We start from the raw sequence: 14210 nt of genomic DNA, 5'->3' as shown, positions 1-14210 counted from the left end.
GCGACGGCCCGCTATTCCTCAGAGCCGATAGATGTCGGGCCGCGGCAGGGGCATCGGCAAAGGCCACTGGTCCGGGATCGGCAGCGGACGCGGCAGCGGCTGAGGAAGCGGCCAGTTCTCCGGCAACGGCATCGGTTCCGGAAGCAGGCTGGGCAGCGAGCGCGGCTGAGGCAGCGGCCAATTCTCCGGCATGGGCAGCGGCGCGCGCTCCCCGATCGGCCAGCAGTCCGTCATGGGCGGTGGGAACAGCGGCGGCAGCGGTGGCGGAGTCGGGAAGCAGTCAGTGAGGATCGGCGGGATCCCGATGATCAGGTCGTCCGGATCGATGCGCGGCACCGGGCAGCGCGGGATCTCCAGCCTCGGCAGCGGCAGGATGGGGAACGGGAAGGGGCCGACGTCGAACGGTCCGTCCGGAACGGTCGGGACCGGCGGCTTGCCCCACGGCGGGGGGATCGGCCAGGTGAAGTCATCCCCCGGTGTCGGGAGCGGAGAGACCGGCGGCTTCCCCCACGGCGGAGTGATCGGCCACGTGAAGTCATCTCCCGGTATCGGGAGCGGAGGGAAGATCGGGGGAAGGATCGGGGGGAGCCCCTTGGGCAGGGGAAACGGCAGGGGCTGGCTCGGGATCGGCATTCCCGGCGAGGTGGGCGCTCGGCGTCCGTCACCGCCGCCGGAGGCCTCGTCCTGGGCATCGGCGTGACGGCTCAGCTCGCGTCCATCTGCTCGGAGCATGTGGATCATCTGCTCGATGAGCGGCCGGACCTCCCCGCCCCAGCGCTCGTGGAACGAGTCGGCATCAGGCCCGATCCATTCGATCCCGTCGATCAGACTCGCGCAGCTCCCCAGCAGCGACTCCACCGCCCCTGCCGCTGCACCGCAGGCCGTGCCATGCTGACGCAGCACCTCGACCTCGGCTCCCCAGAACCCGCTCATCGTCCGCTCCCCTGCTCATCGCCATCCGTCTAGGACGAGAAACTACGGGGCCCGCTTCCATCCGTCGATGGGGAGGACTATCCATGCACCCGCCTGCTGCGGCAGGACCACGGGCCTCAGCGGAGCGGCCCAGCAGGGGTGATCAGGCAGAGACGACCCGACGGGGGTGGCCCGACGGGGATGGCCCGGCAGGTGCGACCGGGTCAGTTCTGCGCAGAGCTCTCCGCGGGGCTCGCGCCGGAGCTCTCGTCCCGGATCCGCTCATGGTGGCGGATCACCTCGGTGACGATGAAGCGCATGAAGGCTTCGGCGAAAGTGGGGTCCAGACCTGCCTGATCAGCCAGGGCACGAAGCCGATCGACCTGCTCGCGCTCCCGCGAAGGATCCGCAGGCGGCAGTCCATGCTCGGCCTTGAGCACCCCCACACGCTGAGTGTGGGCGAAGCGCTCGGCGAGCAGATGCACGAGCGCGGCATCGATGTTGTCGATGCTGCGCCGCTCCTCCAGAAGCAGCTCGCGGGCACGGGTCTCGGGGTGGCTGCCTCCTGCAGGTCCCGGCTTCGCACCGGTCATGCCGTGCGCTCCTGGCGGGTCCGGGAGCTCTCACGGTCCGCGTCCTTGCCGGTGAGCATCAGCGGGGCGCGTCCCTGGGTGATGACGCCCTCGGTGATCACGACCTTGACCACGTCGTCGCGAGAGGGCACCTCGAACATCACCGGCTGCAGGGAGTCCTCCAGGATCGCTCGCAGTCCACGTGCTCCGGTCTCCCGCTGGATCGCCTTGTCGGCGATGGCCTCCAGGGCGCTGCGCTCGAAGTCGAGCTCCACCCCGTCCAGGGCGAACATCTTCTGGAACTGCTTGACCAGTGCGTTGCGCGGCTCCGTGAGGATGGTGATCAGGGCGTCGCGATCGAGGTTCGAGACGCTCGTGATCACGGGCAGACGGCCGATGAACTCGGGGATCAGTCCGAACTTCAGCAGATCCTCCGGCAGCAGCTTGGAGTAGATCTGCTCCTGCTCGAGGGGGGTATGCAGCTCGGCGCCGAATCCGATGCCGCGCTTGCCGAGCCGTGAACCGATGATGTCCTCGATGCCTGAGAAGGCACCCGCCACGATGAACAGCACGTTCGTGGTGTCGATCTGGATGAATTCCTGGTGGGGATGCTTGCGCCCGCCCTGCGGCGGCACCGCGGCGACGGTGCCCTCGAGGATCTTCAGCAGGGCCTGCTGCACACCCTCCCCGGAGACGTCGCGGGTGATCGACGGGTTCTCGGACTTCCGACCGATCTTGTCGACCTCATCGATGTAGATGATGCCGCGTTCGGCCTTCTTGACGTCGTAATCTGCGGCCTGCAGGAGTTTGAGCAGGATGTTCTCGACGTCCTCCCCGACATATCCCGCTTCCGTGAGCGCGGTCGCGTCCGCCATCGCGAAGGGGACGTCGAGCATCCGGGCGAGGGTCTGCGCGAGATAGGTCTTGCCGCAGCCGGTGGGACCCACCAGCATCACGTTGGACTTGGCGACCTCGATCTCGTCGCGCTCGGAGTCGGCCTCCTCCGCGAGGCTCACCGCGGCGCTCTTGGCCGGCGAGGCAGATTCGGCGGCGTCCTGCGCACGCACGCGCTTGTAATGGTTGTAGACGGCGACCGCGAGCGCACGCTTGGCGGGCTCCTGGCCGACGACGTACTCCTCGAGAAAGTCGAAGATCTCGCGGGGGGCCGGGAGGGGGGCCTGGTCCTGGGCGACCGGCTGAGCGGCCTGGATCTCTTCGGCGATGATCTCGTTGCACAGCTCGATGCACTCTTCGCAGATGTACACCCCGGGGCCGGAGATCAGTCGTTCGACCTGCTTCTGCGACTTTCCGCAGAAGGAGCATTTGAACACGTCGGACCCATCGCTCGTACGCGCCATGTCCGTGTCCTTTCATCGGGCCGTCAGCAGTGCTCTTGCAGAATCCTCGGGTCACGGCTCGAGCCCCGCGGACCCTCACCACGGTACCGCGCAGACGACCCCGGACGCGGTAGGCGACGCGCTCCGGGACGCCGCGCCCCGCAGGAGCGATGCTCGGCCCCCGAGGGATTGAGGCCGCGCCCCGCCGGATCGACGGCCGGCCTCCGAGGGAACCGTCGCCGCCCCGCGGGAACGACATCAGCCCCTGCCAGCGCTCGGGAGCGGGCAGGGGCCGATGGATCGTGACGCCGGTGCCGCCGCGGGGCCTCAGCCGAGGCGCCGGAAGCGGCGGGCGATCACTTCGAGAGCTGCGCGCGAGGCACCTTGCGGGACTCCAGCACCTGGTCCACCAGGCCGTAGTCGAGCGCTCCGGCCGCGGTGAGGATCTTGTCGCGCTCGATGTCGACGCTGACCTGCTCCTTGGTGCGACCGGAGTGGAAGGCCAGGGTCTCCTCGAGCCATTCGCGCATGCGCATGATCTCGTTGGCCTGGATCTCCAGGTCGGAGGCCTGGCCGCCGCCGCCCTCTCCACCCATGGCGGGCTGGTGGATCATGATGCGCGCGTTCGGGAGCGCGAGGCGCTTGCCCGGAGCGCCGGCCGCCAGCAGCACGGCGGCGGCGGAGGCCGCCTGGCCCAGGCACACCGTGGTGACCTCGGGCTTGATGTACTGCATCGTGTCGTAGATCGCGGTCAGCGCGGTGAACGAGCCGCCGGGGCTGTTGATGTACAGCGTGATGTCACGATCCGGGTCCTGGGATTCCAGGACCAGCAGCTGGGCCATCACGTCGTCCGCGGAGGCGTCGTCGACCTGGACGCCCAGGAAGATGATGCGGTCCTCGAACAGCTTGGTGTACGGGTCCTGACGCTTCATGCCGTAGGCGGTGCGCTCCTCGTACTGAGGCAGGACATAGCGCGACGTGGGAAGCGGGGCCGTCGGGGCCATCCGGCCGGCCTGGGCGGTGGGGAATGCGCCGATGGTGCGGGGGTCGAAGGTCACTGGGTCTCCTTGAGTCAAGGGTGTCGGTGGGTGCCGGGGCCGGTCAGTCGGCGGTGCCGCCGCCACCGGTGACGTCACGCGCACCGGTGACGATCTTGTCGATGAAGCCGTACTCGAGCGCCTCCTCCGCGGTGAACCACTTGTCGCGGTCGGAGTCGGCGGTGATCTGCTCGACGCTTTTGTCGGTCTGCTCGGCGATCAACTCGGCGAGGGTGCGCTTCATCGACAGGATGAGCTCGGCCTGGATCCTGATATCGGTCGCGGTGCCACCGAGGCCACCGAGCGGCTGGTGCATGAGCACGCGGGTGTGGGGCGTGGCGAAACGCTTGCCCTTGGTGCCGGAGGAGAGCAGGAACTGTCCCATCGAGGCGGCCATGCCCATCGCCACCGTGACCACGTCCGGCTGGATGTACTTCATGGTGTCGTAGATGGCCATCCCGGCGGTGATCGAACCACCGGGGCTGTTGATGTAGAGGTAGATGTCCTTGTCCGGGTCCTCGGCGGCGAGGAGGAGCATCTTGGCGCAGATCGCGTTGGCGTTCTCGTCGCGCACCTCGGAGCCGAGCCAGACGATGCGCTCGCGCAGCAGGCGCTGGTAGACGTTGTCGTCCAGCCCCATGGGGGTGTCGCCGGCCGCATTGCGGGGCGGGGAGGTCTGAGTGCTCTGCGGGGTCACGCGGGTCACGGTGTCTCCTTGATAGCGGAAATCGTCGATGACACGACTCTAGGCGCTCGGCGGGACCCTCGCGGGCCCTGTTCGCCGCAGGCGCACTGCACGAGCGGGACAGCGGGCCCTGCCAGCAGAGCGGACGTCACGCGCAGCCGGACGGGGCTCGCTCCACCGCGTCCCAGCCCTCGCCAGATCCCTCCGCTGTGTCCCGCCTCTCGCGAGATCGTCAAGTCGTGGCGAGATCGGGTCACGTCCGGCGATGCGCGTGCAAAAACCGTGTCAAGACCACGGTTCAGCTCTGCCAAGCACCCTTACCGATGCCCCGTCGCCCTCCTACGGTGGCTACATCGCCTCGAAGACGGTGGTCACAACAGCCTGCAGTACACCCCGGCCCACGCCGGGACCGGAAGGAACGAACCGCACATCATGGCCCAGCACAACTCGCATCGCATCCCCGGCCGCGCCCAGCTCCCGACCCACCACGCCCAGCGCGCGGCTCGTGGCCTCGGTGGAGCTGCCGTCCTCGGCACCGTGGTCCTCGGCACCGCCTTCGTCGGCGGCGCCGCCCAGGCCGCTCCGGCGGCGCCCGCCGCCCCGATCGCCAGCGCCCCGGCAGCACCTGCTGTCAACGCCGCCCCCGCGGCCCCCACGGCCACCGCTCCCACCGCTGTCCTGGACAGCTCGCAGAAGCTCCGCTGGGGCTCGCGCAGCGGTGCCGTGCAGGATCTGCAGTCGGCGCTCAACGACCACGGCGCGAACCTGTCCGTCGACGGCGTGTTCGGCAAGCGCACGCACTCCGCAGTGAAGGACTACCAGTCCTCCCAGGGCCTCCAGGTCGATGGCGTCGTCGGTCCCCAGACCCGCAGCGCGCTCAACGGCGGTGCCGTCTCCACCGGCGGCGCCTCGGCTCCCGCCGCCTCGTCCTCGAGCTCCTCCTCGAACACCAGCTCGATCGTCAGCGCCGCCCGTTCGGCCGTCGGCACCCCCTACAGCTGGGGCGGCTCCTCGCTCGGCGGCATGGACTGCTCCGGCCTGGTGAACTACGCCTACCAGGCTGCCGGCATCGACCTCCCGCGCACCTCGGGCCAGATCGCCAACGGCGGCCGCTGGATCTCGCAGTCGCAGGCTCAGCCCGGAGACATCGTCGCCTGGTCCGGCCATGTCGCGATCTACGCCGGCAACGGCCAGATCATCGACGCCTCCGGCTCCAAGCAGCGCGTCGTCGAGCGTTCCATCTGGGGCAACCCGATCGGCTTCGTGACCTACCGCTGATCCACAGCGCGCACGCAGAACGGCCCGGCCCCCTCTGGGGAGCCGGGCCGTTCGCATGGCCGCTCACCTCAGCGTGCCCGGTAGATCCTGCCGAACGCCGCCTCGGCGCCGGGGATGGGCCCGACCAGCTCCCATTCCACCAAGCGACCACCGGGCACGTCGAAGGCGCGGGTGCCATCGCCGAGCATGACGGGGGCCGAGAACACCTGCAGCTCGTCGACCAGGCCATGCTCGAGCGCTTGGCGGGCGATATCCGCGCTGATGATCTGCACGTCCTTGCCCGCTGCGAGCTGCTGAGCCCGGCGCACCGCCTCCACGACGTCCACATCCCATGCGGTCACCGCGGGATCGTCAGCGAGTTCCGCCGGGCGGTGGGTCAGAACTATCTCGGTGCCCGTCCATGCCCCGCCGTAGGCTTCGGCGGTGAGCTCATCGCGATGGTCGGCCTGTGCGCGGGCGGCGTCGTAGCCGCGGCGCCCGGAGAGGATCACGCCGACGGCAGCGGCGAGTCGTGCGAGCACCGACTCGTCCATCCTCGGGCAGGCCTCGAGCCACGCCATGTCGTGCTCGGGGCCGGTGATGAACCCGTCCAGGGACGCAGTGAAGCTCCAGGTGACCTTGCTCGTGCCGGATGCGGTCGACGATCCCATCAGGTACCTCCGGGGACGGCAGTCTCGGACCGTTGCGGGCCGGGTCGCCGAGTCTTCCATCGACGACGCCGGGCCGCCACCCCGATGGGTGACGGCCCGGCGTCGTCTCATGCCCCGCAGCGGGGGCGGCGAGTCACTCGGAGTCGGTCGCCTCGGCGGCCTCGTCCTTCTTCGCAGCGGCCTTCTTCGCCGGTGCCTTCTTGGCGGGAGCCTTCTTGGCCGGCTTCGCCTCAGCGGCGTCAGCGTCATCCGCCGCAGCAGCCTTCTTCGTCGGCGCCTTCTTGGCCGGAGCCTTCTTGGCGGGCTTCTCGTCGGCCTCCGCTGCGTCGGTGTCATCCGCCGCAGCAGCCTTCTTGGCCGGCGCCTTCTTGGCAGCGGCCTTCTTGGCCGGGGCCTTCTTGGCCGGGGCCTTCTTGGCGGGCTTCTCGTCGGCCTCTGCCGCGTCGGCGTCGGCGCCCTCGGCCTTCAGGCCCAGGTCGATGACGTCGCCAGCGGTGTTCTTCACGGTGACCTCGGCGAGGACGACCTCGAGCGCCTTGGAGCGCTGGACCTCGGAGAAGATCTGCTCGAGCTGACCCGACTGGGCGAGCATCTGCAGCAGCTGGTTGGACTCGATGCCGTACTGGGTCGAGAGCTGGGTCATGTAGTTCATGAGGTCGCTCTGATCGACGTTCACCTCGCGGGTGCCGTTGATCTCGTCGAGCAGGAACTGGGCGCGAACGGCCTTCTCGGTGTCCTCGCGGATCTCCTCGCCGTGCGGGTCGCCAGCTTCCTTGCCCTCGTTCTCGAGGTGGGAGAGGATCTCGTCCTCCACCAGCTGCTCGGGGACCGGGATCTCGAGCTCCTCGAGGAGCTTCTCGAGCAGGGCGTTGCGGGCCAGGCCCACACGGTTGCCCTCGGCGTCGGCGGCGGCCTGCTTCTTCAGGTCATCCTTGAGCTCGTCGATGGTGTCGAACTCGGAGGCCATCTCGGCGAACTCGTCGTCGGCCTCGGGCAGCTCGCGCACCTTGACGGACTGTGCGGTGACCTTCACCTGCGCGTCCTCACCGGCACGGTCGCCACCGGCCAGCTTGGACACGAAGGTGGTGGTCTCCTCGGCGGAGAGGCCGATGAGCGCCTCGTCGAGGCCCTCGAGCATGTTGCCCTCACCGATCTGGTAGGACACGCCCTCGACGGACTCGATCTCCTCGTCGTCGATGGTCGCGACCATGTCGAGGGAGACGAAGTCGCCATCCTCGGCGGGGCGGTCCACGCCCACGAGGGTGCCGAAGCGCTCGCGCAGCTCGTCCAGGCGCACCTCGACGGCGTCCTCGTCGACGGTCGGCTCGTCGATCTCGACCTCGTAGGTCGAGAAGTCGGGCAGCTCGATCTCGGGGCGCACGTCCTGCTCGACGGTGAAGAGCAGGTTGCCGTCCTCGGAGCCGTCCAGGCCGGGCACCTCGGTGATCTCCACCTCGGGGCGGCCGACGGGCTTGATCTCCGCCTCAGCAGCAGCCTGCTGGTAGAAGTCGGGCAGGGCGTCGTTGACGGCCTCCTGCATGATCGCGGGGCGACCGAAGCGCTGCTCGACGAGCTTGGAGGGGACCTTGCCCTTGCGGAAGCCGGGGATCTGCACCTGATCGGCGATCTTCTTGGTGGCGGTCTCGACGGCGGGCTTGAGCTCGTCGAAGGGCACCTCGACGGTGAGCTTCACCCGGGTGGGGCTGAGCTTCTCGGACTCGGTCTTCACTGGTCAGGTCTCCCTGTAGATGGACAGTAGGTGGACGTTTCTGATGGCGCCCCGGGCCCGCACGCGGGCGACCCGACGCGGAGTCGGGGTGACAGGATTTGAACCTGCGACTTCCCGCTCCCAAAGCGGGTGCTCTACCAAGCTGAGCTACACCCCGGGGGGCAACCTTGGAGATATTACCCGTTCCCACTGCGGAGTGCCTCGGTCTGGCCCGGGCGCTGTGAGCAGATGCATGTCGCCTAGGCCACTGCGGATGTGCTCTTGCATCGCTGATCTGGTTCAATAGAGCCGCAGCGCGGGCGTAGCTCAATGGTAGAGCCTCAGTCTTCCAAACTGATTACGCGGGTTCGATTCCCGTCGCCCGCTCCATGTATCACCGCTGGTCACAGCGGCGCAGGTGTGCGGGGCCGAGCGGCTGAGCACGCGGGAACCGGGTATTTGCGGGGCTTTGCGGGGCCACTGCCCCGAAAGGTCCCCCGATGCCCCGCCGCACACACCGTGAGTTCGGTCAGATCGACCGCCAGCGCTCAGGCCGCTACCGCGCACGATTCACCGGCCCCGACGGGCGCCTGGTGACCGCACCCCGCACCTTCGCCACCAAGCGTGAGGCCACCGACTACCTGGCCCGCGTGCGCGGTGAGCTGCTGGCAGGCAACACCGCTGCCGTGATCCCGACCCGCATCACCGTGGCCGAGGCCGTCGCCACCTACCTGCGCACCAACGCCTCACGGCTGCGCCCCCGCACGCTGGACCTGTACCACCGCACCGCTGAGCGCTGGATCCTGCGCCCCGTCGGCACCGACGCCGCCCGGATCGACCTCGGGCCGCTGCCGCTGTCGACCCTGACCACGCCCCTGCTGCGCGAGTGGCATACGGCACTGACAGACCACGCCCACGCCGAGGCCGTCGGCCACGCCCAGCGCTCCGCAGTGCGCCGCGCCACCCGCTCCCACCCCGCCCGCGCCTGGGCACGGCAGGCCGGGTACACCGTCGCCCCCACCGGGCGCCTGTCCCCCGCGATCCTGGACACCTGGCGCGCTGCCGGATCCCCCGGCCACGCCGAGGGCGCCGTGCCCGAGACTGCGGGCCGCACCGCCGCCGCGCAGGCCTACCGGCTGCTGCGGGCCGTGCTGAACCAAGCCGCGTCCGACGGGCTGATCCCCCACAACCCCGCGAGGGTGAAGGGCGCCGGTCAGGTCGACCACCCCGAACGGCTGCCGCTGAGCGCCGAGGAGGTGAGCGCCCTCGCCGCCGCTGTCCCTGCCGAGCTGTCCGCTGCCGTGCTGGTCGCCGCCTGGTCCGGGCTACGCCCCGGTGAGCTGTTCGCCCTACGCCGCACCGACGTGGACACCACCGCCCGCACCGTCACCGTGCGCCGCGCACTGGTGGAGGTCCCCGGATCCCCCATCACCTACGGCCCGCCCAAATCCGCAGCCGGGCGCCGCACCGTGTCCCTGCCCGGATCCGTCGCCGCCACCCTCGCCACCCACCTGGCCGAGCACACCGCGTCCGGCGCCGAGGCGCTGGTGTTCACCACCCCTGCCGGTGGCCCCTGGCGCGGCGCCGACCGCACCCGCGCCCTGCGCCGTGCCCGCGAGGCGATTGGGCGCCCCGATGCCACCTGGCACCACCTGCGCCACACCGGGGCCACCCTCGCCGCGATCGCCGGGGCCACCCAGGCCGAGCTACAGGCCCGGATCGGGCACAGCACGCCCCGTGCTGCTGCGATCTACCAGCACGCCCGCGCCGACCGTGACCGCTGGATCGCTGACCAGCTCGACGCCCTCGCCGCGCCCGGCCCCGTGCCCCCGTCGCCGTCGCCCGAGGCGCCGCCCGCTGTCGCACCTGCCCCGGATCCTGTCCCTGCCGCACAGCCGGCCCCTGCGCCTGCGCGCCGCCACCTGTCCCTAGTCCGCACCGCCTGAGAGTGAGCACCCCGCCATGACCGACACCGCCCCGCCCCCGCTCGACCTGAACCTGTTCCCGCCCGCCTGGCTGGTCGCCATGCTCGCCTGGGACCACGACACCCACGCCCACCTACCGCACCGGATCAGCCCTGACGGGATCCCGCTGGCACCGAACGGGCACCCCGCCCTGCTGCTGGCCGTCGTGCGCGCCCTGGGCGATCCCTCGCCGCTGGACGTGACCGCCGATGACCTCGCCAATGCCGCCGAGGGCGCCGACCTCACCGCAGCGCAGCACGCCGAGCTGCCCGCCGCGCTCGCATCGTTCACCGCCTGGGCGTGCCCACGCGGCGTGCTCGACGGTGACCCGCTGCCCGCCCCCACAGATGCCGCCCCGCTGCGCCTGGTGCGCCCACAGAGCGTCCCTGCCGAGGTTCCCGCGCCGGACTACCTCGCCGCCGCACGCGCCGAACACCACCGCGTCACGCATGACCCCGACGCGCACCCGCTGGCGATCCTCGCCGCCGAGGACCAGCTACAGGCCGCGCAGGCCGACGCCCGCGCCGAGGGCCACCACGATCACCCCGAGCACTGAGAGAGAACCGTCATGCCGCACCCCGCCGACCTCGCCGCCCTCGCCCCGCGTGACCAGTGGAGCTACTACCTGCTGCTGTTCGACCTCGACCTGGCAACGCAGGGCGCTGCCGACACCTCACGGCGCAAGCACGCCGCGATCCTCGCCCAGTTGCGCGAGGCGCACCCCAAGCACACCCCGTGGGACCTGAGCACCGACACGCTGCTGGCCTGGCTCGCCCGCGAACAGATCGCCCCCGCCACCTGGCGCTCACGTCGCGCCACCCTGCGCACGTTCTACGCCTGGGCCGTGCGCGCAGGTCACCTCACCAGCTCGCCAGCCGGGACCCTGCCCGGTGCCCGCCCCGAGGGGCTGCCGCCAGCTGGTCCCGCACCGGCCCGGTCCTACGGCCCGCCCCGAGCTGTCGTGCCCGCCCTGTGGCGCGAGGCGCTGGAGCTGTTCGACGCCTACCTGATCATGCGGGGCCGTCCCGAGACGACCCGCACCACCCGCAGGCAAGAGCTGGCCCGGTTCGCCCGCCGCAACGCCGAGACACACCCCTGGTCCGTGACCGACGCGGATCTGCTCGCCTATGTCATGGCCGACGCCGAGCTGGCCCCCGAGACCCGCCGTGCTCGCCGCTCGACCCTGCGAGCGTTCTACAGCTGGGCCGAGCTGGTGGGCCATGTCGCCACCTCACCGGCCAAACTGCTGCCCGAGGTGTCGACCCCCAGGCCGCTGCCGCGACCGATCCCCGACGAGGATCTAGCCGACGCCCTGGACCGCGCCGACGACCGGCGCCGCCTGATCCTGCGCCTGGCCGCTGAGGTGGGACTACGCCGGGCCGAGATCGCCGCGTGCCACACCCGAGACCTGCGCGAGCGCGCCGGACGGGTCGCCCTGCTGGTGCACGGCAAGGGCGCCCGCGAGCGCATCGTGCCCGTCCCCGAGAACCTGGGCCGCGCCCTGCTCACGCTCCCCGACGGGTACCTGTTCCCGTCCGATCACCCCGACGGTCACCTGTCCCCGCGCTACGTGGGCAAGCTCGCCGCCGAGGTGCTGCCGCCCTCGCACACCCTGCACACCCTCCGCCACCGGTTCGCCACGAACATCTACCGCGCCAGCCGGGATCTGTACGCCGTCCAGCGCCTGCTGGGCCACGGCTCCCCATCGGTCACGCAGCGCTACGTCGGGCTGGACGTGGACGAACTATGGTCCGTGGTCGACGCCGTGGCCGACGCCCCGTTACCCCTGCCTGCCCGCGTACGCATGTCGGCTAATGTCGCCTAATGTCACCTCGTAGGGGTTCACTTTTCGTCCTGTCCTGCGCTTTCGCTTCGCCATGGCGTCGACTGACTGTGCACCCTGTCATGATGTGGGACATGAGGACAGCACAGCACCTATGGGACCGGGGCACGGCCACACGCCGCCCCCGGCCCCGTCGCGTGCTACTGGCCCTCGCCGCCGAACTGGAGAGCCCCTGTGCCGAGCACGCGGCCCTGTGGGATGACCTCGCCGCCCTCGCCCTGGACCTACCGGCTGCCGATGCAACCGTGAGCGCCGATCGCCACGCCGAGACGCTGGGATCCCTCAGCGACTGGACCCTCGCCGCAGCCGATGCCCCCTGCTCCCCGCTCACCTGCACCTGCACCACGCCACCCGCCGAGGTCGACGCACTCGCCCTCGCACCTCAGGCACCGCAGCACCGCGAGCGCCGCGCCGACGTGCGCCGCCGCACCGATGCGAGCAACCGCACCGCCGCCCGCCACGGTGACGCCCTCGCCGCCGTCGACGGATACCTGCCCCCGGACCACCCCGCCCGGCTGCTGCTGGCCGAACACGACCACCCCCGCGAGCGCGACGTGCCCCCCGCCGCCGCCCGCCACGCACGGGCCGCGATCGCGCACACGGTGGAGCGAGAACAGCCGCACAGCGCCGACGCGCTCACCGACCTGTCCCCGGCCCTGCTCGCCCTGCTGCGGACCGCTCAGCACCTCGCCGCGCTGTACGTCGCCGGGCTGCTGCTGCGCGCCTCAGAGCTGCCCGCACCGGCCCCGCAACGCCTCGCCCTGACCCGCTCGACCCTGACCGCAGCACCACCGGCCCCCGGTATGCCGGTGCCGTACCCGCGCTGCGCTGTCACTCTCGCCGCCTGACACCAGGCCGCACCGGCATACACGCGCACACCCCTAGGCGGCACACCTAGGGAGAAACCCGCATGTCTGCCCCCACCGCGCCCACCTGGACGCCCATCCCCCTGCCCGCCTCACTGGTCCTGCTGGCCCGGCACGAAGCTGCCGACCACGCCGCCACCACCGAACGGACCTTCGACCGCTGGCTGGCCGCTGGACGCCTGCCCGTCGTCCGCCTCGGCTCCCGCGTGCTGGTCCGCGCCTCAGCGCTCGACGCCCTGGTCACTCACGCCGCCACCGGCACCCTGCCCCGCCCACCAGCGTCCTACCTCCCCGAGCTGAGCGGCGCCCGGCTACTGCGGTTCGATGAGACCTCGCACTGGCTGCGCATCAGCCGCACCACGCTGGAGCGCTGGATCGCGCTCGACGCCGCCGCACCGCTGTGCATCGCCCCCACCCGCCTCGGGCGCCGGGTGTGCTTCCGCCCAATCGACGTGGCCGAGCTGATCGACCGCAACAGCCACACCGCGACTACCGGCCCCCTGGCAGGGCGGATCGCATGAATACCCCTGACCAGGCGCCCGGCACCTGGTCACCGTCGACCGACGCTGCCGACGAGTCCGAACAGATCGACCACCACCGTGCCGACGCCGACCTGTCCGACGGCCACAGCGACATCGTGATTGACGGTGCCCGCGATTACGTGGCCATCGTGACGGCGCATTCTGTCCACTACACCCAGGCGCAGAATCTGGTGCTGCTGGCGCTGGCCTGCGACATCTACCGCCGGAACGTTGAGGGCGTCGCCCTGAGCGGCCACGAGCGCATCGCCCGGTTCACCGGCCTCACACCCCATCAGGTCAGCGATGCCATAGGCGATCTGTGCGACCCCGACAGCGCCTGGAACCGGCACATGAGCAAGGCGACCGTGGGGCGAACCGGGGCGACTGCCCTCACCGAGGTGCACCGTCCAGGACAGTCACGCCGCGCCACCTACCAGATCACGTTGCCCCCACCACCCCCCGGTGTGCCACCGCTCAGGGTCGAAGGACCCTGCCCGAGCGCGAGCATGCTGCCGCTGGTGCCCACCCCCGCGCTCAGCCCGGCTCAGCGGCGCGTGCTGACCGCCGTGGCATTCCTCGCCGGGGAAGACGACGAGGTGCAGGTGTCCGCCCGGTGGATCCAGCGCACCTGCCAGATCAGCCGCACCACAGCGATCCGTGCCCTGCGGGTGCTGCAAGAGCGCCCCGAAGGGACAGACCGGCCCCCGCTGCTGGAGCTGATCGCGCAGCCGAAGAACCAGCACGGCGCTACCTACCGACTCCACGTGAAGGAGATGGCCCTACATGCTTAACCGGCTCTTCGCGGTTCGTGGTGAATGACCCTGCTGTGGCGGGTAT

The 14210-nt window shown here is 70.7% G+C and carries 14 protein-coding genes and 2 tRNA genes; 8 read left to right on the top strand and 8 right to left on the bottom strand.

Features of this window, described 5'->3' with window-relative positions:
• Positions 1 to 18: 18 nt before the first annotated feature.
• The 5 genes from ACTH43_RS11730 to ACTH43_RS11710 form a co-directional block, all read right to left on the bottom strand.
• Complete coding sequence (locus ACTH43_RS11730) at positions 19 to 933, bottom strand: hypothetical protein (protein WP_441445080.1); 915 nt, start codon at positions 931 to 933, stop codon at positions 19 to 21.
• 203 nt (positions 934 to 1136) lie between these two features.
• Positions 1137 to 1505, bottom strand: a complete 369-nt coding sequence (locus ACTH43_RS11725; RefSeq protein WP_441445079.1) for a chorismate mutase — start codon at positions 1503 to 1505, stop codon at positions 1137 to 1139.
• Positions 1502 to 2842 carry an ATP-dependent Clp protease ATP-binding subunit ClpX gene (clpX, locus tag ACTH43_RS11720; protein WP_441445078.1) on the bottom strand — a complete coding sequence of 447 codons (1341 nt, stop codon included), beginning with the start codon at positions 2840 to 2842 and terminating at the stop codon, positions 1502 to 1504. The genes ACTH43_RS11725 and clpX overlap by 4 nt, the downstream gene beginning before the upstream one ends.
• Before the next feature lie 335 nt (positions 2843 to 3177).
• A complete protein-coding gene (locus tag ACTH43_RS11715) occupies positions 3178 to 3825 on the bottom strand; it encodes an ATP-dependent Clp protease proteolytic subunit (RefSeq protein ID WP_441445111.1) in 648 nt (215 codons plus the stop codon).
• Positions 3826 to 3922: 97 nt separating this feature from the next.
• A complete protein-coding gene (locus ACTH43_RS11710; RefSeq protein ID WP_441445110.1) occupies positions 3923 to 4498 on the bottom strand; it encodes an ATP-dependent Clp protease proteolytic subunit in 576 nt (191 codons plus the stop codon).
• A 477-nt stretch (positions 4499 to 4975) separates the two neighbouring features.
• On the opposite strand from ACTH43_RS11710, the gene ACTH43_RS11705 reads away from it, so the two are divergent.
• On the top strand, positions 4976 to 5821 hold the full coding sequence (locus ACTH43_RS11705) for a C40 family peptidase (RefSeq protein ID WP_441445077.1): 846 nt from the start codon (positions 4976 to 4978) through the stop codon (positions 5819 to 5821).
• Between the two features lie 68 nt (positions 5822 to 5889).
• Here ACTH43_RS11705 and ACTH43_RS11700 read toward each other — a convergent pair whose 3' ends face one another.
• The 3 genes from ACTH43_RS11700 to ACTH43_RS11690 form a co-directional block, all read right to left on the bottom strand.
• Positions 5890 to 6471 carry a dihydrofolate reductase family protein gene (locus ACTH43_RS11700; RefSeq protein WP_441445076.1) on the bottom strand — a complete coding sequence of 194 codons (582 nt, stop codon included), beginning with the start codon at positions 6469 to 6471 and terminating at the stop codon, positions 5890 to 5892.
• Between the two features lie 133 nt (positions 6472 to 6604).
• Positions 6605 to 8200, bottom strand: a complete 1596-nt coding sequence (gene tig, locus ACTH43_RS11695; RefSeq protein WP_441445075.1) for a trigger factor — start codon at positions 8198 to 8200, stop codon at positions 6605 to 6607.
• An 83-nt stretch (positions 8201 to 8283) separates the two neighbouring features.
• A tRNA-Pro gene (locus ACTH43_RS11690) sits at positions 8284 to 8357 on the bottom strand.
• A 138-nt stretch (positions 8358 to 8495) separates the two neighbouring features.
• Between ACTH43_RS11690 and ACTH43_RS11685 the strand changes: the two genes are divergently transcribed.
• From ACTH43_RS11685 to ACTH43_RS11655, 7 genes are all read left to right on the top strand, one after another.
• Positions 8496 to 8569: transfer RNA gene (locus ACTH43_RS11685), tRNA-Gly, on the top strand.
• Positions 8570 to 8679: 110 nt separating this feature from the next.
• Positions 8680 to 10125, top strand: coding sequence for a tyrosine-type recombinase/integrase (locus ACTH43_RS11680; RefSeq protein WP_441445074.1), 1446 nt, complete (start codon positions 8680 to 8682; stop codon positions 10123 to 10125).
• A 16-nt stretch (positions 10126 to 10141) separates the two neighbouring features.
• Complete coding sequence (locus ACTH43_RS11675) at positions 10142 to 10699, top strand: hypothetical protein (protein WP_441445073.1); 558 nt, start codon at positions 10142 to 10144, stop codon at positions 10697 to 10699.
• Between the two features lie 12 nt (positions 10700 to 10711).
• Complete coding sequence (locus tag ACTH43_RS11670) at positions 10712 to 11968, top strand: tyrosine-type recombinase/integrase (RefSeq protein WP_441445072.1); 1257 nt, start codon at positions 10712 to 10714, stop codon at positions 11966 to 11968.
• A 92-nt stretch (positions 11969 to 12060) separates the two neighbouring features.
• Positions 12061 to 12834, top strand: coding sequence for a hypothetical protein (locus ACTH43_RS11665; RefSeq protein ID WP_441445071.1), 774 nt, complete (start codon positions 12061 to 12063; stop codon positions 12832 to 12834).
• Between the two features lie 62 nt (positions 12835 to 12896).
• On the top strand, positions 12897 to 13373 hold the full coding sequence (locus ACTH43_RS11660) for a hypothetical protein (RefSeq protein ID WP_441445070.1): 477 nt from the start codon (positions 12897 to 12899) through the stop codon (positions 13371 to 13373).
• Positions 13370 to 14164 carry a hypothetical protein gene (locus ACTH43_RS11655; protein WP_441445069.1) on the top strand — a complete coding sequence of 265 codons (795 nt, stop codon included), beginning with the start codon at positions 13370 to 13372 and terminating at the stop codon, positions 14162 to 14164. The genes ACTH43_RS11660 and ACTH43_RS11655 overlap by 4 nt, the downstream gene beginning before the upstream one ends.
• The last annotated feature ends 46 nt before the right edge of the window (positions 14165 to 14210 follow it).

The organism is Brachybacterium sp. (genome assembly GCF_052095815.1).
Taxonomy (GTDB): domain Bacteria; phylum Actinomycetota; class Actinomycetes; order Actinomycetales; family Dermabacteraceae; genus Brachybacterium.
Note: the sequence above shows the minus strand (reverse complement) of the source record. Positions and strands in the feature narration are given on the sequence as shown.